22 protein-coding genes and 4 tRNA genes are annotated in these 18,552 nt (G+C 65.4%); 21 read left to right on the forward strand and 5 right to left on the reverse strand.

Features of this window, described 5'->3' with window-relative positions; all coding sequences use genetic code 11:
- Positions 1-22 precede the first annotated feature (22 nt).
- The gene (locus B1A74_RS09755) at positions 23-778 is read right to left on the reverse strand and encodes a UDP-2,3-diacylglucosamine diphosphatase (RefSeq protein ID WP_077244517.1); all 756 of its coding nucleotides are present in this window, start codon (positions 776-778) and stop codon (positions 23-25) included.
- Positions 779-782: 4 nt separating this feature from the next.
- Positions 783-1,295 carry a peptidylprolyl isomerase gene (locus B1A74_RS09760; RefSeq protein ID WP_026279534.1) on the reverse strand — a complete coding sequence of 171 codons (513 nt, stop codon included), beginning with the start codon at positions 1,293-1,295 and terminating at the stop codon, positions 783-785.
- Positions 1,296-1,448: 153 nt separating this feature from the next.
- Between B1A74_RS09760 and gltX the strand changes: the two genes are divergently transcribed.
- Positions 1,449-2,891, forward strand: a complete 1,443-nt coding sequence (gene gltX, locus B1A74_RS09765) for a glutamate--tRNA ligase (protein WP_077244519.1) — start codon at positions 1,449-1,451, stop codon at positions 2,889-2,891.
- A gap of 25 nt (positions 2,892-2,916) precedes the next feature.
- On the opposite strand, the gene folD is transcribed toward gltX, so the two are convergent.
- A complete protein-coding gene (gene folD, locus B1A74_RS09770; RefSeq protein WP_018946862.1) occupies positions 2,917-3,780 on the reverse strand; it encodes a bifunctional methylenetetrahydrofolate dehydrogenase/methenyltetrahydrofolate cyclohydrolase FolD in 864 nt (287 codons plus the stop codon).
- 174 nt (positions 3,781-3,954) lie between these two features.
- Between folD and B1A74_RS09775 the strand changes: the two genes are divergently transcribed.
- The 6 genes from B1A74_RS09775 (at position 3,955) to hepT (ending at position 5,370) form a co-directional block, all read left to right on the forward strand.
- Positions 3,955-4,031, forward strand: a tRNA-Pro gene (locus tag B1A74_RS09775).
- 46 nt (positions 4,032-4,077) lie between these two features.
- A tRNA-Arg gene (locus tag B1A74_RS09780) sits at positions 4,078-4,154 on the forward strand.
- Positions 4,155-4,197: 43 nt separating this feature from the next.
- Positions 4,198-4,273: transfer RNA gene (locus B1A74_RS09785), tRNA-His, on the forward strand.
- A gap of 27 nt (positions 4,274-4,300) precedes the next feature.
- Positions 4,301-4,376, forward strand: a tRNA-Lys gene (locus B1A74_RS09790).
- 174 nt (positions 4,377-4,550) lie between these two features.
- Positions 4,551-4,970 carry a type VII toxin-antitoxin system MntA family adenylyltransferase antitoxin gene (gene mntA, locus B1A74_RS09795; RefSeq protein WP_018946863.1) on the forward strand — a complete coding sequence of 140 codons (420 nt, stop codon included), beginning with the start codon at positions 4,551-4,553 and terminating at the stop codon, positions 4,968-4,970.
- A complete protein-coding gene (gene hepT / locus B1A74_RS09800) occupies positions 4,957-5,370 on the forward strand; it encodes a type VII toxin-antitoxin system HepT family RNase toxin (RefSeq protein WP_018946864.1) in 414 nt (137 codons plus the stop codon). The genes mntA and hepT overlap by 14 nt, the downstream gene beginning before the upstream one ends.
- A gap of 36 nt (positions 5,371-5,406) precedes the next feature.
- Here the strand turns inward: hepT and B1A74_RS09805 are convergent, their stop codons facing one another.
- Positions 5,407-6,834: a M48 family metalloprotease gene (locus tag B1A74_RS09805; RefSeq protein ID WP_077244520.1), complete on the reverse strand. Its 1,428-nt coding sequence runs from the start codon at positions 6,832-6,834 to the stop codon at positions 5,407-5,409.
- Positions 6,835-6,889: 55 nt separating this feature from the next.
- The gene (locus B1A74_RS09810; RefSeq protein WP_018946866.1) at positions 6,890-7,201 is read right to left on the reverse strand and encodes a hypothetical protein; all 312 of its coding nucleotides are present in this window, start codon (positions 7,199-7,201) and stop codon (positions 6,890-6,892) included.
- Positions 7,202-7,436: 235 nt separating this feature from the next.
- Here B1A74_RS09810 and B1A74_RS09815 point away from each other — a divergent pair, with 235 nt between their 5' ends.
- The 14 genes from B1A74_RS09815 to B1A74_RS09880 all read left to right on the forward strand — a co-directional run.
- Positions 7,437-7,766, forward strand: coding sequence for a rhodanese-like domain-containing protein (locus tag B1A74_RS09815; protein WP_024328731.1), 330 nt, complete (start codon positions 7,437-7,439; stop codon positions 7,764-7,766).
- Positions 7,767-7,870: 104 nt separating this feature from the next.
- Positions 7,871-8,101, forward strand: a complete 231-nt coding sequence (locus tag B1A74_RS09820) for a sulfurtransferase TusA family protein (RefSeq protein ID WP_018870325.1) — start codon at positions 7,871-7,873, stop codon at positions 8,099-8,101.
- Positions 8,102-8,283: 182 nt separating this feature from the next.
- A complete protein-coding gene (locus B1A74_RS09825; protein ID WP_018870324.1) occupies positions 8,284-8,958 on the forward strand; it encodes a 4Fe-4S dicluster domain-containing protein in 675 nt (224 codons plus the stop codon).
- Positions 8,959-9,000: 42 nt separating this feature from the next.
- On the forward strand, positions 9,001-10,407 hold the full coding sequence (locus tag B1A74_RS09830; protein ID WP_018946868.1) for a heterodisulfide reductase-related iron-sulfur binding cluster: 1,407 nt from the start codon (positions 9,001-9,003) through the stop codon (positions 10,405-10,407).
- On the forward strand, positions 10,407-11,456 hold the full coding sequence (locus B1A74_RS09835) for a CoB--CoM heterodisulfide reductase iron-sulfur subunit A family protein (RefSeq protein WP_018870322.1): 1,050 nt from the start codon (positions 10,407-10,409) through the stop codon (positions 11,454-11,456). The genes B1A74_RS09830 and B1A74_RS09835 overlap by 1 nt, the downstream gene beginning before the upstream one ends.
- Entirely contained in the window at positions 11,395-12,267 is an 873-nt protein-coding gene (locus B1A74_RS09840; RefSeq protein WP_018946870.1) for a hypothetical protein, read from the forward strand. Before B1A74_RS09835 ends, B1A74_RS09840 begins: the two co-directional genes overlap by 62 nt.
- A gap of 53 nt (positions 12,268-12,320) precedes the next feature.
- Positions 12,321-13,037 (forward strand): 4Fe-4S dicluster domain-containing protein, encoded by a 717-nt coding sequence (locus B1A74_RS09845; RefSeq protein WP_018946871.1) that lies wholly within the window; start codon positions 12,321-12,323, stop codon positions 13,035-13,037.
- Positions 13,030-13,941, forward strand: coding sequence for a CoB--CoM heterodisulfide reductase iron-sulfur subunit B family protein (locus B1A74_RS09850; RefSeq protein ID WP_018946872.1), 912 nt, complete (start codon positions 13,030-13,032; stop codon positions 13,939-13,941). Before B1A74_RS09845 ends, B1A74_RS09850 begins: the two co-directional genes overlap by 8 nt.
- A gap of 102 nt (positions 13,942-14,043) precedes the next feature.
- Positions 14,044-14,490, forward strand: coding sequence for a biotin/lipoyl attachment domain-containing protein (locus B1A74_RS09855; protein WP_077244521.1), 447 nt, complete (start codon positions 14,044-14,046; stop codon positions 14,488-14,490).
- Positions 14,491-14,499: 9 nt separating this feature from the next.
- Entirely contained in the window at positions 14,500-14,907 is a 408-nt protein-coding gene (locus B1A74_RS09860; protein WP_077244522.1) for a DsrE family protein, read from the forward strand.
- A 32-nt stretch (positions 14,908-14,939) separates the two neighbouring features.
- Positions 14,940-15,377, forward strand: coding sequence for a glycine cleavage system protein H (locus tag B1A74_RS09865; protein WP_077244523.1), 438 nt, complete (start codon positions 14,940-14,942; stop codon positions 15,375-15,377).
- Positions 15,378-15,484: 107 nt separating this feature from the next.
- On the forward strand, positions 15,485-16,669 hold the full coding sequence (locus tag B1A74_RS09870) for a radical SAM protein (protein ID WP_077244524.1): 1,185 nt from the start codon (positions 15,485-15,487) through the stop codon (positions 16,667-16,669).
- Complete coding sequence (locus B1A74_RS09875; protein WP_018946875.1) at positions 16,662-17,753, forward strand: lipoate--protein ligase family protein; 1,092 nt, start codon at positions 16,662-16,664, stop codon at positions 17,751-17,753. Before B1A74_RS09870 ends, B1A74_RS09875 begins: the two co-directional genes overlap by 8 nt.
- A gap of 34 nt (positions 17,754-17,787) precedes the next feature.
- The coding region (locus tag B1A74_RS09880) for an FAD-dependent monooxygenase (RefSeq protein WP_077244526.1) at positions 17,788-18,552 on the forward strand (765 nt) is incomplete at its 3' end.

Here is an 18,552-nt window from a genome sequence, read left to right on the forward strand (position 1 = left end):
CCGGGGTAACCCCGCGACAGTCTCAGGCGTGGAGCAGGTGTGCGGGGTAGGGCGTTTCGTCCAGCTGGCGCAGGACCGGGCCTTCCGGGCCGAGCTCCAGGAAGCCGGGGTGCTCGTCCCAGGCCGGCAGCACGCAGCGCTGACGCGGCTGGCCGGCGACCTCCAGATCGTGGATCGCGGGGCGGTGGGTGTGTCCGTGGATCAGCAGGGGGACGTCGCCCTCGCGAAAGGTTGCGGCCACGGCCTCGCGATTCACGTCGGTGATCGCGGCGGCCTTCATCTGCCCGTTGTGACGGCTGGCCTCGCGCATGGTTTCGGCCCGCGCGATGCGCTGTTCCAGTGGCTGGCCGAGGAAATCCCGTTGCCAGGCCTCGCTGCGCACCATCTGGCGAAAGGCCATGTGTTCGCTGTCGTCGGTGCACAGGGAGTCGCCGTGCATCAGGAGGGCCGGGCCGCAGGGCAGCGTGGCGTGCAGCGGCTCGGGGGCGAGTGTCATGCCGGCGCGGGCGGCGTAGTCCGGGCCCACGAGGAAGTCGCGGTTGCCATGGATGAACATGACCGGCGCCTCCAGCGCGGAGAGCGCCGCCGCCAGTTGCTCTGCCGCCGGATGCGAGGCGTCGTCGCCGACCCAGTACTCGAACAGGTCGCCCAGGATGTACAGGGCCGAGGCGGCCCGCGCCGGGCCGTCGAGGAACGCCAGCGCGGCGTTCAGCGTCGGGCCGGGTTCGCGCTCCAGGTGCAGGTCGGAGATGACCAGGGCGGGCGCGGTCTCGCTCACGGGATCACTCGGCGCGGCGGGCGCTTTCCAGGACCACGGGTTCCTGCGGCACGTCCTGATGCATGCCGGAACGGCCGGTGGGCACGCCCTCGATGGTGCGCACGACGTCCATGCCCTCGACCACTTCGCCGAACACCGTGTAGCCCCAGCCCTGCGGGTTGGGTGCGGTGTGGTTGAGGAAGTCGTTGTCGTTGACGTTGACGAAGAACTGGGCGGTGGCCGAATGCGGGTCCTGGGTGCGGGCCATGGAGACCGCGCCGACCTTGTTCTTCAGGCCGTTGTCCGCTTCGTTGCGGATCGGGTCGCGCGTGGGCTTCTGGCGCATGTCCTTGTCCATGCCGCCGCCCTGGACCATGAAGCCGGGGATCACGCGATGGAACAGCGTGCCGTCGTAAAAGCCGTCGTCGACGTACTGCAGGAAGTTGGCGACGGTCTCCGGCGCGGCTTCGGCGTCGAGTTGCAGGACGATGCGGCCGTGCGTGGTTTCAAGCGCGACCTTGGGGCTGGATTCGGCCATGAGGGCTCCCGGAAAGCTGAGGACGAGGATCAGGAGGGCCGCGGCGATGCCGGCCGGCGGAACAGGACGGGGCATGACGACACTCCGGAATCAGGAGCCGGCATGGTAACCGCGGGCCCCCGCCGGTTCCAGTCACCCGGATGCTCGGCTACCATGCGCGCCATGACGACAACCGTGACCCGCACCCGTTTCGCGCCCAGTCCCACCGGGCTGCTGCACCTTGGCAATCTGCGCACCGCGCTGTTCAGCGCCCTGCTGGCGCGGGCGCGCGGCGGGCATTTCCTGCTGCGTATCGAGGACACCGATGCGGAACGCTCGCGTGCGGAGTTCGTCGAGGCGCTGCAGCAGGATCTGCAGTGGCTGGGGCTGAACTGGGACGAAGGATACGGCGCGGCCGCCGGCGACGCCGGCCCCTATGCCCAGTCACAGCGTACGGGGCTCTACCAGGCCTACTACGACCGGCTGATCGCGGCCGGCCTGGCGTATCCCTGTTTCTGCACGCCGGAAGAACTCGAGCGCGGGCGCAAGCGCATGCGTGCCCAGGGCAAGCCGCCGCGCTACCCCGGCACCTGTGCCGGACTGGACCCGGAGGAGGCGCGACGCCGCGAGGCCGAAGGGCAGCGCCCGACCCTGCGTTTTCGGGTGCCGCTGGGGCGTACGGTGCGCTTCGAGGACGGAGTGCGCGGCGCGGTGAAGTTCCGCACCGACGAGATCGGCGACTTCGTGATCCGGCGTTCGGACGGCACGCCGGCGTTCTTCTTCTCCAACGCGGTGGACGATGCCCTGATGGGGGTCACCGACGTGGTGCGCGGCGAGGATCACATCGCCAACACCCCGCGCCAGCTGCTGTTGCTGGAGGCGCTGGAACTGCCGGCGCCCGGGTATCACCACCTGCCGCTGGTCAACGGCGATGACGGGGCCCCGCTGTCCAAGCGCAACGGTTCGGCCAGCATCCGCGAGCTGCGCGAAGCCGGGGTGCTGCCGCTGGCGATCCTCAACCACCTCGCGCGGCTGGGTCATCGCTACGAGGAGGAGGGGCTGCTGTCGCTGGAGGGGCTGGCGCAGGGGTTTGACCAGGGGCGCATCGGCCATTCCGCCGCGCGCCACGACCCGCGCCAGCTGGAACACTGGCAGGCCGAGGCCCTGCGCGCGCTGTCGGACACGGATCTGCAGGCGCATCTCGCGGGGCTGGGCGTGCTGGACCCGCTGCCGGAAGCGACGCGTGCGGCCTGGATCGCGCTGGCGCGCGACAACATCGCATCGGTGGAAGATGCGCGGTGCTGGGTAGCGGCCTTTGCGGAGGATCCGGCGCCGCTGAGCGACGCGGCCCGCGACGAGATCGCGGGCGCCGGGCCGGCCCTGTTCGAGGCCGCCCTGGAGGCGCTGGATACCAGTACGGACTTCCCCGAGGTGGCGAAGGCGGCAGGGGCGGCCACGGGTCGCAAGGGGCGCGGCCTGTTCATGCCGCTGCGCGCGGCGCTGTCCGGGCAGACCTTCGGGCCGGAGCTGCCGCGCATCCGCGAATATCTGGGCCCGGAGCGCACCCGCGTTCGACTGCAGGCCGCACGCGACGTGGCGGCCGCGGCCGCCGACTGATCCGCCGGGTCAGCGGGGTGGCCGTTCAGGCCGCCTCGTGGGTGCCGAACGCGCGCGCCCGCAGGGTGTTGTCCAGCAGCATGGCGACCGTCATCGGGCCCACGCCGCCGGGGACCGGGGTGATCCAGTCCGCGCGCTCCGCCGCGCCGTCGAATTCCACGTCGCCGCACAGCGTGCCGTCATCGCGCCGGTTGATGCCGATGTCGATGACCGTGGCCCCCGGTTTGACCCAGTCGGCCTTGACCAGCCCGGGCTTGCCAACCGCCGCCACCAGGATGTCGGACTGGCGGGCGATGGCCGCGGTATCCGGGGTGAACCGGTGACAGATGGTCGGCGTGGCGCCGGCCAGCAGCAGTTCCAGCGCCATTGGCCGGCCAACGATGTTGGAGGCGCCGATGATGCAGGCCGTGCGCCCCTTGAACGGCTCCTCGATATGGCGCAGCAGCTGGATGACGCCCCAGGGCGTGCAGGGCCGCAGGCGCGGGATGCGCGCCACCAGCCGCCCGACGTTGTAGGGATGGAAGCCGTCCACGTCCTTGGCCGGGGAGATGCGCTCGATGATGGTTTCCGGGTCGATGTGCTCCGGCAGCGGCAGCTGGACCAGGATCCCGTCGATGGTGCGGTCGGCGTTGAGCTGGTCGATCAGCGCCAGCAGATCGGTCTGCGGCGTGCCCGACGGCAGGTCATAGGAGTGCGAGACCACGCCCACCTGTTCACAGGCCTTGCGCTTGTTGCGCACGTACACCTGCGAAGCCGGATCGGCCCCCACCAGGACCACAGCGAGACCCGGCGGGCGCAGATCGCGCGAGGTCATGGATTCGATCTCGGTGGCGATGCGGGCGCGGTGGGTCTGCGCGATGGCGCGTCCGTCGATGGTCTGGGCTGTCATTCGGTCTCGTCCGGCAGGAGGGCTGAACGCGATGATCCCATGGCACAGCCGGGTCCTCAAGGAAGGTCGGAGACGATTCACGGGGCTGCGACGCGGGCCATGGCTTGACCCGGGGGCCTCCCGGCGCTACGATTTCGCACTCGCTGTGCAGGACCCATTGCGGGAACGGCTCGACGGGGTATAGCGCAGTCTGGTAGCGCGCCTGCTTTGGGAGCAGGATGTCGGGGGTTCAAATCCCTCTACCCCGACCATGGCGGACGCAACCGGCTGGAACAACCCGGATGCCCGGCGGCAAACGCGCTCGTAGCTCAACCGGATAGAGCACCGGCCTTCTAAGCCGGCGGTTGCAGGTTCGAGTCCTGCCGGGCGCGCCAGAGCCCGGATCGGCAATGGCCGAAGCAGTGAAACAATACGGTGGTGACCGTAGCTCAGTTGGTAGAGTCCCGGATTGTGACTCCGGTTGTCGTGGGTTCGAGTCCCATCGGTCACCCCATCCCTCGCTTGTGCTCGTCCGTACCGGGGGCCGTTAGCTCAATTGGTAGAGCAGTGGACTCTTAATCCATTGGTTGAAGGTTCGATTCCTTCACGGCCCACCATCTTTACGTGTCTTTCCGCATGGCGACCCGAGCGGTCCGGCGGCCACCGGCCTCGCAGCCGCGCCATGAGTTCCCTCTCCCTCCCGCATGCTTCCCCCACCGGCGGTTCTGCCCGAAGCCGGATTGCGCCATGCTACATTGATGGCCTCTGCGGCGCGGTGCGGAGCACGATCAATGACGGATGCCCTGACAATCGAGACGATCACCGAGCGGGTCCAGAGGGTGTTCGCGCGTTACCGCGAAGTGGATGCGGTCTTTCTGTTCGGCTCTCGCGCGGAGGGTCGGGCGCGGGAGGGCAGTGACATCGATCTCGCGCTGGTCGGCCCCGCCGGGGCGATCGAGCCGCGCCGCCTGGACATCCTGACGGATCTGGCGCGGGAAGGGCTGGATGCGGTGGATCTGGTGCTGCTCGATGGCGCGGATCCGGCATTGCGTTTCGAGGCCGTACGGCCGAACTGCCTGCTGCATGCCGGGCCCGACTTCGATCGGGGCAGTTACTACTCGCTTGCGCTGCGGGAATACTTCGATTTCGAACCCTACCTCCGTGTCCAGCGCGAGGCCCTGAAGGAAAGGCTGCTCGATGGTCAGGCCTGAAGTCATCCGCAGACGCATCGAGGCCGTCTCTGAGAACCTCGAGGTCCTCGAACGGCTTGCGCGGTACGACGAGGACGAGTTCCTCGCTGACCCGGAGCATTACGGTAGCGCCGAACGCTTCCTCCAGCTTGCGCTGGAAGCGCTGCTGGACATGGGCAGCCACGTGATCGCGGACAATGGTCTGGGCTCGGTGAACCAGGGGCGGGACATCCCCCGTCTGTTCCGCGAACACGGGTACATTGACAGCGCGCTGGAAGAAAAATGGCTGCGGATGATCGGTTTCCGAAACATCCTGGTCCATGCCTACCTGCAGCTGGATCGCAGGCAGGTGTACCAGGTCCTGTGCAATGACCTCGCTGACATTCGTGCCCTGCAGCGGACATTCGCGAGTTTCCTCTGACCGAGTGGGTGTCGTCTGCGTGCGCGCGCAGGGCTGTTACCGCTCCTCGCGGAATTCGCGCGCCGTGCGGCTGGCCGTCTCGCGTTTGTCCTCGATGCGCTGGCGGTCGCGCTCGCTGGCGTCCCCGGCCTCCAGGGCCACCTCGAACTGCCGCACCGCTTCTTCGTACTGGCCGCGATGGAAGAAATACTCGGCCATGGTCTCGTGGCGCAGGGCCTCGCGGCCGGCCTCGCTGGCGATGTTCGCCTGCAGGCGCAGCAGGGCCGGTTCCGGTGCTTCGGTCTCGCGGATCATGCGCGAGGTGATCCGCAGCGCCCGGTCGTAGTTTCCGATATCGCGCTGGACGCGGGCCATGCGCTCGCGCACCACCGGGTGGCCGGGGTAGACGGCGTCCAGGTCCTCGAGGCTGTTGAGGGCTGCTTCGTGTTCCCCGGTTGCGCGTTCCACGGCGATCCGCGCCAGTTCCAGGGTGAGTGTGGGGGCGTCGGGCGCGTCGATACGGTCCAGGAGCTGGCGGGCCTCGCGCGGATTGTCGCGTTCAAGCTGTGCGATCGCGCCCCCGTACAGCTCCGCGGCGGAGGCATCCTCGCCGATTCGGTCCAGTGCGCGCCGTGGATCGCTCAGCGCCCGGGCGCGGGCCTGCATCCAGGCGAATTCGGGGCCCTGGTTGCGCACGCCTTCGGGCTTGTCGCGTGCGCGGTTGCGCGTGTCGGTGATGCGGTCGAGCGTGACCGGGTGGGTGCGCAGATATTCGGGTACCGCGTCGCCCGCCCCCCGGGAAAGCTCCTGCATGCGCTCGAAGAAATCGGCCATCGCATCAGCGTCGAAATCGCTGGCGGCCAGAATGCGCATGCCGACCCGGTCGGCTTCCGCCTCGTTGGCGCGCGTGAAGTTGATCCGGGACTGCATGCCGCCGGCGACGCCGCCGGTGATCACCGCCTGACCGAGCTGCGGGTCGATCCCCGCTGCCAGGACCCCGGCGAGGATCGCCAGGCCGGTGCGGAAGTTGATCTCGCGGCCGCGGGCGAACATGCGTGCGAGATGGCGCTGGGTCACGTGGGCGATCTCGTGCGCCATGACCGCGGCGAGTTCCGCCTCGTCCCGCGTTTCCAGCATCAGCCCGGTGTGCACCCCGATGATGCCGCCCGGCATCGCGAAGGCGTTGACCTGATCGTTGTCGATCGGGATGAAGTGGAACGTGATGCGTTCGCCGTCACTGTGGCTGGCAAGCTGGCGGCCCAGCGATTCCACGTAGAAGCGGATTTCCGCATCGTCCACGACCGGCAGGGAGCGACGTACTTCGCGCAGCAGGGAGCGGCCGAGCTCGCTTTCTTCGGCGGGTGTCAGGACGCCGCCCGAGGCTTCGCCGAGGCGCGGGAGGGAGGTATCCGCAGAGGTGCTCGCCGGTGCCAGAAAGAGCACCAGAAGAAGCGGGATCAGGAACGTGAGGAGGGTCTTTTTCATGATACGGGGGCCGGTGGTGGGCCGACCCCCGCAGCGTGATGCTGCCGCTTGCGTATTACTTGCCCAGCCCGGGGGCCGAGGAGTAGGCCCGCATGCTGTCGCGGTCCTTCCACAGCTTCGGTTGCAGCACCGACTCCGGGACCATGAATTTCTTGCGGTCCAGGACCTTGTGGGTGCGAGCAATCTTCACCACGTTGTCGTACTTGAGCTTGAACAGCAGGCCCACGTCGCCGCCGGAGGTGTAGCGAACGATCATGTGATCGTCCTCCATGCGATGGACGTAGATGTTCGCCGGGCGCAGCTTGCCCTGGCCATCCTTCATCGTCACGGCGTAGTGGCCGTCTACCTGGAAATCACTCTTTTCCACCGGAAAATCCTCCGCAGGACTGTTTAGGCGGGCGTGACCTTACCACGTCTGACCGCCGCGGGCGAGACCGGTTCCCTCGGCCGGTGTTGCCGAATGGTAACGTCAGTCGCCCGCAACCATTTGCAATTGTGCGCGGTTTCGATATGCTCCGCGCCCACCGTGTGCGTGGCCTTTATGCATGGGTAGCGCGCACCTGCTACACCGCCCGGAAATCAACCGGAAACTGGAGCTGGCCGTGTACGGATTCTCGGAAATCACCCCGGATGAACTGGAGCAGTGGCGCACTGAGGGTCGGGATTTCCGGCTGGTGGATGTGCGTCAGCCGGCCGAGACCGGCCGCGGGGTGATCCCGGACGCCGAACTCGTGCCCCTGGCGGCCGTGCCGCCGCGCAAGGACGAGTTCAGCGGAGATGAGACCCCCGTGGTGTTCTATTGCCAGAGCGGGGCGCGTTCGGCCCAGGCCTGCGCCTTCATGTCCCAGCAGGGCGTGGAGGGCGTGTATAACCTGCGGGGCGGCATCATGGGCTGGGCGCAGTCCGGCCGCTCGATTGTTACGCCCGATTAGCATCTGGTTGTATTCCGATTCCGTTTCCCCTATAAGGGGGAGTTCGGCGGATCCACGACCGGTAACGGTCAACCATTACGAAGACTCACAAAGGAGAGAAAGCCATGGCCAACTTCGATCAAGAGCTCGACGCCTCCGGCCTGAACTGCCCGCTGCCCATCCTGCGTGCCAAGAAGGCGCTGGCCTCCATGGATGCCGGTCAGGTGCTGCACATCATCGCCACTGACCCGGGCGCGGTGAAGGACTTCCAGGCGTTCGCCAAGCAGACCGGCAACGAACTGATGGAGCACAAGGAAGAGGGCGGCAAGTTCTACTTCCTGGTCAAGAAGGCCTGAGGTCTCCTGACGCATCGAAGCCCGGGGCCGGTCTCGCGAACGGCCCCGGGCTGCCGGTAGACGCGGTTACCGTGAGGTAACTGGATTGATGCCTGGACCCGATCTAGGCTGGCTGCAAGGTCCGTACAAAAGAGGCCTGCTCGCCCACAGCGAAGAGGTGACATATGGCGACATATGCTGAGATGCAGCAAATCTTCGACGACATCCGCGGAGATTTTCGCTACGACCATGATCTCAACGGCTGCCTGAACTGCGGGATCTGCACGGCGACGTGCCCTTCCGCCCAGTTCTACGACTACTCCCCGCGCGAGATCGTCCAGCTGCTCTGGACGGAGAACGTCGAGCAGATCTACGACGCGATGCAGGAAAAGATCTGGGCCTGCGCCCAGTGCATGACCTGCGCCGCCCGCTGCCCGTTCAAGAACTCCCCCGGCGGTCTCGTCGCGATCATGCGCGAGGTGGCCATCAAGCACGAGATGCAGTCGGCCAAGGACGTTCTTCGTCCGTTCGGGCGCGTGATGCTCAAGCTGATCACGACGGGTAACCAGCTTTCGCCCGACATGATCCAGCCCGATCACTTCCCGGACTGGGGTCCCAATATCCAGAAGGTGGAAGGCGATCTCCAGGTGCTGCGCAAGGCCATCCCGGTGAAGACCCTGCAGACCGTGGAAACGGCCTGGGAGGTCTCGCTCAAGACTTCGGTCGAGATGTACACCATCTGGGAAATGACCGGCGTTCTGAAGTCCCTCGAACTGATGGATGAAAACCTCTTTGACGTGATCGAGGACTTCATCGACGAGAAGCGCGAGGATTACGAAGACTGGCTCGAGGAGCAGGAAGAGGAAGACGACGAGTAATCGTCGGCGTCCCTCCGGTTCCGCGACATCAGGAGAAGCGTTATGAGTGAACAGACCCCAGGCAATCACAACCAGAACGGTGAGGGTGCCGGCGCCGGCGCCATGAAGCCGGGCTATCACAACACCGACGGCCAGGGTGTTGCCGGTCACGGCTCCTTCTTCCAGGCGACCGATCTGTCGCAGGAAGAGGCGGTCAAGGCCACCGACTGGGTGCGCAAGCATGTCGACCGCCGCACCATCGACCTCGGCGACCGCATGGATGACGTCCGCGAGCACATGTACGAGCTCGAGAAGGACGGCCAGATTATCATCCACCGGATCAAGGACGAGCATGATCCCAAGACCGTGCAAACCCTGTTCGGCTGGGACAAGCAGATCCCGACCAAGCAGCTCTGGCACCACAAGTCCTGCGGCCAGTGCGGCAACATCCCGGGCTATCCGACCTCGCTGCTGTGGTTCATGAACCAGTTCGGTTTCGAGCCCGGCAAGGACTACCTCGACGAGACCGACCAGACGTCCTGCACCGCGTGGAACTACCACGGTTCCGGTATCGGCAACGTCGAGTCGCTGGCCGCGGTATTCCTGCGCAACTTCCATCAGGCCTATGTCTCCGGCAAGCAGCACGGCCACGAGCTCGGCCACTTCTACCCGCTGGTCCACTGCGGCACCTCCTTCGGCAACTACAAGGAGATCCGCAAGTTCCTGGTGGAGTCGGCGGAACTGCGCGAAAAGGTCACCAAGATCCTCGGCAAGCTGGGTCGCCTGGTCGACGGCAAGCTCGTGATTCCGGAAGAGATCATCCACTATTCCGAGTGGGTGCACGTGATGCGCAACCGTATCGCCTCCGAGCTGCAGACGATCGACGTGTCCAACATCCGGACCACCGCCCACGTGGCCTGCCATTACTACAAGATGGTCCACGAGGACGCGGTCTATGATCAGTCCGTGCTCGGTGGTAACCGTACCGCCATCATCACCTCCACCGCCCAGGCGCTGGGTGCCCAGGTGATCGACTACTCCACCTGGTACGACTGCTGCGGCTTCGGCTTCCGGCACATCATCTCCGAGCGCGAATTCACCCGCTCGTTCACGATGGACCGCAAGATCCGGGTGGCGCGCGAAGAGGCCAATGCCGACGTGATGCTGGCCAACGACACCGGGTGCGTCACGACCATGGACAAGAACCAGTGGATCGGCAAGGCGCATAACCAGAACTTCCAGATCCCGATCATGGCGGAAGTCCAGTTCGCGGCCCTGGCCTGCGGCGCGGATCCGTTCAAGATCGTCCAGCTGCAGTGGCACGCGTCGCCCTGCGAAGATCTGGTCGAGAAGATGGGCATGTCCTGGTCCGAAGCCAAGAAGACCTTCCAGGAGTACCTCAAGGAGGTCGAGGCCGGGAACATCGAATACCTCTACAATCCTGAACTCGCATACGGGGGCAAGGTGTGATGCAAGATACTGTACTGGTTGTTGGCGGAGGTCCGGCGGGCCTGTCCGCCGCCGCGAACGTGACCTCGGCCGGCTACAAGGCCGTCATGGTCGAAAAGGAAGACGTCCTGGGCGGTGCCCCGATCCTGTCGGGCTATGCCAAGCTGGTCCCCTCCGGCGAGTGGGCTTCCGAGGCGATTGGCCGCATGGTCAAACGCGTCGAGGATGACTCCAGCGTGGCCGTGCACAAGAGTGCCAAGGTCGAGAAGCTGGATGGCGAGGCGGGCAACTTCACCGCCACGCTGACCAACGGCGAGACCGTGCAGGCCGGCTCGGTCGTGCTGGCCACCGGCTTCACCCATTTCGACTCGATCAACAAGCCGGAGTGGGGCTTCGGCACCTACGAGGACGTGCTGACCACCACCCAGGTGGAACAGATGGTTGCCTCGGGCAACATCGCCTGCCCCTCCGACGGCCGTGTGCCCGAACGGGTCTGCATCCTGCTGTGCGTGGGTTCGCGTGACCGCCAGATCGGTCGCGAGTGGTGCTCCAAGATCTGCTGCACCGTGTCCGCGAACATGGCCATGGAGATCAAGGAACTGTCCCCCGAGACCGACGTGTTCATCTACTACATGGACATCCGTACCTTCGGTCTGTACGAGGACAAGTACTACTGGAAGTCCCAGGAAGAGTTCAAGACCAAGTTCGTCAAGGCGCGTATCGCCGAAGTGACGTCCTCCGGTGATGGCCGCCTGCTGGTCAAGGGCGAGGACACCCTGGTCAAGCGCCCGATCGTGATCCCGTTCGACATGGTGGTCCACGCGATCGGCATGGACCCCAACGCCGACAACCCGGAGATCTCCCAGGTGTTCGGCGTTGGTCTCGAGAAGCACGGCTTCCTCGAGAAGGCCGAGCAGTACACCAACACCTGCGGTACCACGCGCAAGGGCATCTATGCCTGCGGCGCGGCATACGGCCCCGAGACGATCGACGACTCGATCGCGCAGGGTGCGGCCGCGGGTGGCCGGGCCGTGGCGGACCTGCATGCGCTGGTTCAGAAAGCCGGCTGAGGTGGTCAAGGACGAGGCGGTGCCGGATCTGACGCCGGTACCGCCTCGTGTCACCTTTGACAGGGACATCCTTGCAACGAAGCTGAACACGCTGCAGGAGAACATCGCCGACGCCGGCGGGGTTCAGGGATTGCAGACCTTCATTGAGGCGCTGCAGTCCAAACACGAGGTGTTCGCCGGGGTCGTCGCCAGAGGTGACGAGATCGACGACACCGACGTGCGGACCCTGGGCGGGCTGGTGTTCTCGGTGCGGCGCAAGCTGGGGCCGCTGCTGGCGGAGCGTCAGGGCGCGGTGGTCGAAGGCGTACGCAGCCTGGTACGGCCGGATTTCCATCCGGATGAACGGCTGCAGTCCTTCGCCGATCTCGCCGGCGATGACCGCAAGCTGCGCCGCGGACTGTGGGACTTCGGTTCGGAGATCCTGCACTTCGCGGATCCGGAAGCGCTGCCACTGGCCAATCGCTGGGTCTGGGACTCCGGTACCACGGCCGGCGCGATGCGGGAATTCATCCGCGGGAACGACACCCTGCGGGAGATTCCGATCGACGATGGCTATGCAGCGTTGCTGGGCATGCGGCAATGGTTCTACGAGGCCCTGCACGATATGGGGTTCTACCGTGATCTCCATTTCGTCACGGATCTGCTCTGGGTGCAGGCGTATTCCGACTACGCCAAGTCGCTGTCGATGAGCCTGGGACTGATCGATGCCCAGTTCGGGGCCCGCGAGGATCCGCTGGAGCTTGTGGTGAAACTGCTGGGGATCGATTCTCCCGAGGGGCGCCTGAAGGGCGAGCAGGCTTCGTTGCACTGAATAATAACTGAATCGAGTTTGAGCCTGGTTGGACAGGTTTTCGGAGAGACGTCATGGCAATACACGAGAAGGCACTGATCGAGGACGAGCGGCTCCAGCAGCACGACGAGCTGGTGGTCGACGGCGTGGACGTGTCCGGGCACTGGAACACCATGATTGCCCCGCGCACGGTCCGCGACTACGACGACGATTTCGAGACGAAGATCCAGAGCTACACCGGCGGCGAGTACGTGCACCGCTGCTGGCAGTGCGGGTCCTGCACCAACTCCTGCACCATGTATGCGCAGAACGTACAGTTCAATCCGCGCTACTGGATCTACCTGACCCGGCTGGGCATGAAGGAAGAGCTGGTCAAGGACAAGGACATCATCTGGCAGTGCGTGTCCTGCAACAAGTGCACCAATATCTGCCCGAAGGACGTGAAGCCCGAGGGCGTGATGAAGGCGCTGGCGCACTGGATGGAGGAAGAGGGGATCACCGAGAAGGCCCCGTCCACCATCTTTGACGAAGAGTTCGCGGACCAGATCTACAAGACCGGGCGCATCGAGGACGGCAAGGTCATGCAGAACTTCTTCAAGAAGACCGGCCAGCCATTGTTGCAGGAATGGCTGAAAGTGTTCGTCTTCCGCATGATGAAGCACCTGCCGGTGAAGCACCTCATGACGATGGGCTTCAATACCGTTCATACGCCGCGCACCAAGTCCTGGGGCAAGACCGGGGATGTGCTGAAGAACTACGTGCGCGAACAGAAGGAGGCCGCTCATGGCTAAGGTTGCTTACTATCCCGGGTGCGCACTCGAGGGTTCCGGAGGTCCGTATGACCGGTCGACCCGCGTGCTGGTCAAGGCGCTGGGCCTGGAGATGGAAAACCTGCGTGACTGGAACTGCTGTGGCGCGATGGAGGTGAAGAACGTTCACCCCATGCTGCAGACCTACCTCTCGGCCCGGAACATGGCCATCGCCTCCGAGCAGATGGGCATGGATACGGTGATGGCGCCGTGTAACGGTTGCTATCACAACCTGAAGAAGGCCGAGTACGAGACCGCGACCTCCGACGACGCCATGAATACCGTTCAGGATCTGGCTCGCAAGTCGGATGACCCGGTGTATTCCGGCGACGTGCGCACCCTTCACCTGCTGGAATGGCTGATGGAGGAACTGGGTCCCGAGGGCATCAAACAGAAGATGACCAAGAGCCTGAACGGCCTGAAGATCGCCAACTACTACGGGTGCATGTACACCCGTCCCCGGCAGATCTTCCCGGAGAAGGACAACGGCCCGGGTTCGGAGTCCAGTTATCAGCCGCACTTCATGGACGATCTGCTGGGCGCTGCGGGCGGCGTGAACGTGGACTTCCCGCTGAAGACCTCCTGCTGCGGCGGTGCCCATACGCTGTCCGACTCGGATACCTCGACCCAGCTGGTGCTGAACCTGCTGCAGTCGGCCGAGGACTCCGGCGCCGAGGTGATCGCGACTGAATGCCCGACGTGCCACTCCGGTCTGGAGATGCACCAGGTGCGTGCCGAAACCGAGTTCGGCATCAAGACCGACGTGAAGGTGCTTTACTTCACGCAGCTGCTGGGCCTGGCCATGGGGCTGTCGCCGCGCAAGCTGGGCATTCACGAGAACGTGAGTGACTCGATCGGCCTGCTGAAGGAGAAGGGGGTCCTCTGATCCCCTTCTTTCGGCATTCAGGCTTGATACGACAAAACGGGCGCGCTGCGCCCGTTTTTTTGTGGAGCACGGGCGCGCGGGCGTCCGGGAACGAGGCGAATCATGGATTGCAACGGCTGCGAGTTCCATCCTGAACTGTTCTACGACGACGAATACCAGATCTGGCTTCGGCGCGAGGACGACGACACCCTCACAGTGGGGATGACTGACCTGTCACAGACGATCGCCGGCAAGATCATCCATGTGCGGGTGCGCCGGCCGGGGACGCGGCGGCCGCCGGGCAAGCCGGTGGCCACCATCGAAAGCGGCAAGTGGGCCGGTCCGATCCCCAACTTCATCGACTGCAAGATCGTCGAGGGGAACGAGGAGGTGCTGGAGAATCCGGTGCTGCTGAACTCGGACCCCTACAGTGCGTGGATCGCGCGGGTCGAGGCGACCAACGGCGCTGATGCGGCACTGGCGGAATTCGTCACCGGCGACAAGGCGCACGAAGGTTACTGCCGGCGGGCGCGTGAAGATGATATCGAGTGCCAGCGCAAGCTGCGCTGAGGGGTAAAGATGGCCGATCTCGACGACGACTACTATCTGGACAACGACGAGCAGACCGTCGTGTTCGTGATGACCTCGGGGCCGTCCACCCCTGGCCGCTGCGCCACGCCGTTCTATCTCGGCGCGGTGATGGCGTCGATGGACGTGGACGTGTACATCTTTTTCACCATGGAAGGGGTGAAGCTGATGGAGCAGGGTGTCGCAGAGAATCTGCGGGCAATGGAAGGCGGCAAGCTCATCAGCGAATTCATTCAGGACGCCAAGCGTGCGGGCGTGCGTCTGCACGTTTGCCAGCCCGCTTTGCCGGGGTATAAAATCGACGCGTCTTCCGATCTCGTCGCCGAGGTCGATGAAGTCAATCGGGCCAGCGAGCTCGCTGACCTGATACTGCGTAGTGACAAAACGATAACTTTCTAGTCTTTCCCGCTTTATTTATCCAGGAGGCATTTATGGGCGCTGTTCGGGGTTGTGATATTCCGGAAGATCTGATGTACAACGTTGAAAACAACGTCTGGGTGCGCAAGGAGAGCGACGGGACCGCGACGGTCGGCCTGACCTCCTACGCCTGCTCGCTGGCCGGTACGATTGTGTCGTACACCCCCAAGAAAGTCGGCAAATCGGTCAAGAAGGACAAGTCCTGCACTACCGTGGAATCCGGCAAGTGGGTCGGCCCGGCCAAGACCCCGGTCACCGGTGAAGTGACCGAGACCAACGACAAGGTCGCCGCGAACCCGGGCCTGATCAACGAAGATCCCTACGGTGAAGGCTGGCTGATCAAGCTGAAGCCGGAAGACTGGGACGGCGAAAGCGCCGAACTCAAGACCGGTTCCGACGCTTTGGCGGCGTTCGAAGCCAAGATGGAAGCGGACGGCTTCGGCGGCTGCTGAAGGTCTTTCGCGAAGGGGCCGTCGTTCCCGAGGGATCGGCGGCCTCTTTTTTGTCACTAATACCGCAGTAAAACGTTCAACAAATTGCGCGCACCCGGAGAGAGCCGATGACGAGCTGGAACGATGTGATCCGGCGGGTTGAACCCCTGGAAGACGTCCCCGTGGATCCGTTGCTGGTGGAGGATCTTCAGGCCCGGGGAGGCGGCGCGACTGCGGGCAGTGACTCGGTCCATTTCTACACCCCGACGTTCAAGTCCTACCAGACCAGCGAGATCGCCGACTGCGGCAAGAGTGCCTGGCCGGCCATGTCGATCACCGGCGGGGACTGCAAGCTGGCCTGCGACCACTGCAAGGCCAAGATCCTGGAACCCATGATCCCGGTGCGCAGCCCCGAAGACCTGTGGCGGGAGGTCAATCAGGTGATCGAATCGGGCGCCCAGGGCATGCTGCTGACCGGCGGCTCGAACCACCGCAACGAGGTGGAATACGACCTCTATTACTCGACCATCCGCCGGATCAAGGACGAGTTCCCGGATTTCCGTATCGCGATGCACACCGCCCTGGTCGACGACGACATCGCGCTGTCCATGGAGCAGGCCGGGATCGACGCGGCGATGATGGACGTGATCGGTGCGCAGGACACCATCACGCAGGTCTACCATCTGCGCCGCAGCGTCGACGATTTCGAGCAGACCCTGGAAAGCCTGGTGAAGACCAACATGAAGGTGGTGCCGCACATCGTGGTGGGCCTGCATTACGGCAAGTTGCTGGGCGAGTGGAACGCGCTCGAGATGCTGGCCCGGCATCTGCCCGATGCGGTGGTACTGGTGGTGGTCATGCCGTTCTATGCCCCGGCCAGTCGGCCGTTCGAAACCCCGGACGTGCACGCGGTGGGCCGGTTCTTCCATGACGCCCGCGAACGCCTGGGCGACACCTCGCTGCTGCTCGGGTGCGCCCGGCCGCCGGGCGAGGCCAAGAGCCAGATCGACAGCTATGCCGTGATGGCCGGGCTGTCGGGGATCGCGCATCCGGCCGAGGGTGTGGTGGAGCTGGCTGCGCGCCTGGGCAAGAACGTCCGCGTCACGCCCGCATGCTGTTCCATCGCGGTGGGCGACGAGGTGATGGCCGAGGCCGCGGACAACGCCAGCGGGGTTGAACTGGATCTGGACACCATCGTTGCCGAAGAGGCCCGCCGGCGCGAACAGGAGCGCAAGGCGCGCGAGGGCCTGGGTGGCATTCGCATCGTGACCGAAGGCGGGGCCGTGGCCTCGGGGGGTGGCTGTCATGCCTGAACGTGATCAGAAGACGCTGCGCATCCTGGATACCGGACTGCGCCCGGCCGCAGAGAACATGGCGTTCAACCGCGCCCTGCTGGAGTGCCACCAGGAGGGCCATTCGCCGCATACCCTGCGCTTTCTTCAGTTCGAGCCCTGCGCGCTGGTGGGCTTCCACCAGAACGTGGATCAGGAGATCCACGCCGATTACTGCCGCGAGCAAGGGATCGCGATCCAGCGCCGGATCACCGGCGGTGGCGCGATCTACTTCGACAGCACCCAGCTGGGCTGGGAGCTTTACCTCGACAAGCAGTTCCTCGGCACCGCCGACATGGGCCGGATCGCCGAACGGATCTGCACTGCAGCGGCCGAGGGCATGCAGAAGCTGGGCGTGGATGCCCGCTTCCGCCCGCGCAACGACATCGAGGTGGACGGGCGCAAGATCTCCGGTACCGGCGGCGCCTTCGACGGCGAGTCCATCCTCTATCAGGGCACGCTGCTGATCGAGTTCGACGTCGAGGACATGCTGCGCATCCTGCGCATCCCGGCGGAGAAGCTCTCCGACAAGGCGATCGAGTCGGCGCGTGATCGCGTGGCCAATATGGCGACCCTGCTGGGCGAGACCCCGGATCTGGACCACGTGAAACGCACCATCGCCGAGGCGATCGCGCGCGAGTTTGCGGTGGAGGCGGCACCGGCCGACCTGCTGGCGGAAGAAGACGCCGCGTTCCGCGAGGCGCTGGCCGAAATCGACAATGACGAATGGGTCTACCAGCGCAACCGTCCCGCGACCGATGCCCCGCTGCACGAAGCGGTGTATCGCTGCGACGGCGGCCTGATGCGCGTGGGCGCGGCGGTGGACCCCGAGCGCAGCCATCTCAAGCAGGTCTGGATCACCGGCGATGTCTTCGTCAAGCCGACCCGCACCATCGCGGATCTGGAGGCCAGCCTGAAGGATACTCCCGTCACCGAGATGGAGGACCGCGTGCGCGCCTTCTTCGCCGAGCGCGAGGTGGAGATGCTGCAGCTGACGCCGGAAGACTTCATCGCCGCCCTGCGCGAGGCCCTGGCGCAGGCGGAAACCGACGAGGCCGCCGAATAATGAACGGTATCCCCAACCCGGCGGGGTGCGCCTGATGCTGCCCGCTTCGGTCGACGTACTGGTGGTCGGGCTGGGGCCCGGCGGGGCCTCCGCGGCGCGCGTGGCGGCCGAGGCGGGGCTGTCGGTGCTGGCGGTGGAACGCAACCGTGCACGCGGCGAGCCGGTGCAATGCGCCGAGTTCATCCCCAACCCCATGGGCGCCTATGCGAAGCCGGACGGCGTGCTGCATCAGCGCATCGATTCCATGCAGAGTTTTCTCCCCTCCGGCGCGGTGGAGCATTCCGATTTCCCCGGCCTGATGGTCGACCGCGGCGAGTTCGACCGCGCGATCATCCGCGCCGCGGAGGCTGCCGGGGCCCAGGTGGCGATGTCCACCCCGCTGATCGGTGTGGATCCGGAACGGCGCGTCGCCCGGGTGAAGCACGCGGGTGAAGAGCAGGAGATCGGTTTCCGCTTCCTGGTGGCCGGCGACGGCCCGCATTCCCCCGTGGCCGCGGCCCTGGGCCTGGATCCGCTGCCGGTGGTGCAGACCCGCCAGTACACCGTGCCGCTGCTGCGGCCCTACACCGCGACCGACGTCTGGCTGTCGGATGATTTCCCCGGCGGGTACGCCTGGCTGTTCCCCAAGGGTGAATGGGCCAACCTGGGGCTGGGCGCCGACAAGCGTCTGGAGCGCGACATGAAGACCCCGCTGGAAGCATTGCATGCCCAGCTGGTGGAGCAGGGGCTGCTGGGCACCGAGATCGTGCATCGCACCGGCGGCGCGATCCCGGTGGGCGGCCTGCGCGACCAGCTGGTC

This window comes from Thioalkalivibrio halophilus (assembly GCF_001995255.1).
Lineage (GTDB): Bacteria > Pseudomonadota > Gammaproteobacteria > Ectothiorhodospirales > Ectothiorhodospiraceae > Thioalkalivibrio > Thioalkalivibrio halophilus.

What these genes read in the sequence shown, in the direction of transcription:
- B1A74_RS09760 (WP_026279534.1), bottom strand. Translation starts at nt 1,295, where the DNA reads ATGGCCGAATCCAGCCCCAAGGTCGCGCTTGAAACCACGCACGGCCGC.
- gltX (WP_077244519.1), top strand. Translation starts at nt 1,449, where the DNA reads ATGCGCGCCATGACGACAACCGTGACCCGCACCCGTTTCGCGCCCAGT.
- folD (WP_018946862.1), bottom strand. Translation starts at nt 3,780, where the DNA reads ATGACAGCCCAGACCATCGACGGACGCGCCATCGCGCAGACCCACCGC.
- mntA (WP_018946863.1), top strand. Translation starts at nt 4,551, where the DNA reads ATGACGGATGCCCTGACAATCGAGACGATCACCGAGCGGGTCCAGAGG.
- hepT (WP_018946864.1), top strand. Translation starts at nt 4,957, where the DNA reads ATGGTCAGGCCTGAAGTCATCCGCAGACGCATCGAGGCCGTCTCTGAG.
- B1A74_RS09805 (WP_077244520.1), bottom strand. Translation starts at nt 6,834, where the DNA reads ATGAAAAAGACCCTCCTCACGTTCCTGATCCCGCTTCTTCTGGTGCTC.
- B1A74_RS09820 (WP_018870325.1), top strand. Translation starts at nt 7,871, where the DNA reads ATGGCCAACTTCGATCAAGAGCTCGACGCCTCCGGCCTGAACTGCCCG.
- B1A74_RS09825 (WP_018870324.1), top strand. Translation starts at nt 8,284, where the DNA reads ATGCAGCAAATCTTCGACGACATCCGCGGAGATTTTCGCTACGACCAT.
- B1A74_RS09830 (WP_018946868.1), top strand. Translation starts at nt 9,001, where the DNA reads ATGAGTGAACAGACCCCAGGCAATCACAACCAGAACGGTGAGGGTGCC.
- B1A74_RS09835 (WP_018870322.1), top strand. Translation starts at nt 10,407, where the DNA reads ATGCAAGATACTGTACTGGTTGTTGGCGGAGGTCCGGCGGGCCTGTCC.
- B1A74_RS09845 (WP_018946871.1), top strand. Translation starts at nt 12,321, where the DNA reads ATGGCAATACACGAGAAGGCACTGATCGAGGACGAGCGGCTCCAGCAG.
- B1A74_RS09850 (WP_018946872.1), top strand. Translation starts at nt 13,030, where the DNA reads ATGGCTAAGGTTGCTTACTATCCCGGGTGCGCACTCGAGGGTTCCGGA.
- B1A74_RS09855 (WP_077244521.1), top strand. Translation starts at nt 14,044, where the DNA reads ATGGATTGCAACGGCTGCGAGTTCCATCCTGAACTGTTCTACGACGAC.
- B1A74_RS09860 (WP_077244522.1), top strand. Translation starts at nt 14,500, where the DNA reads ATGGCCGATCTCGACGACGACTACTATCTGGACAACGACGAGCAGACC.
- B1A74_RS09865 (WP_077244523.1), top strand. Translation starts at nt 14,940, where the DNA reads ATGGGCGCTGTTCGGGGTTGTGATATTCCGGAAGATCTGATGTACAAC.
- B1A74_RS09870 (WP_077244524.1), top strand. Translation starts at nt 15,485, where the DNA reads ATGACGAGCTGGAACGATGTGATCCGGCGGGTTGAACCCCTGGAAGAC.
- B1A74_RS09875 (WP_018946875.1), top strand. Translation starts at nt 16,662, where the DNA reads ATGCCTGAACGTGATCAGAAGACGCTGCGCATCCTGGATACCGGACTG.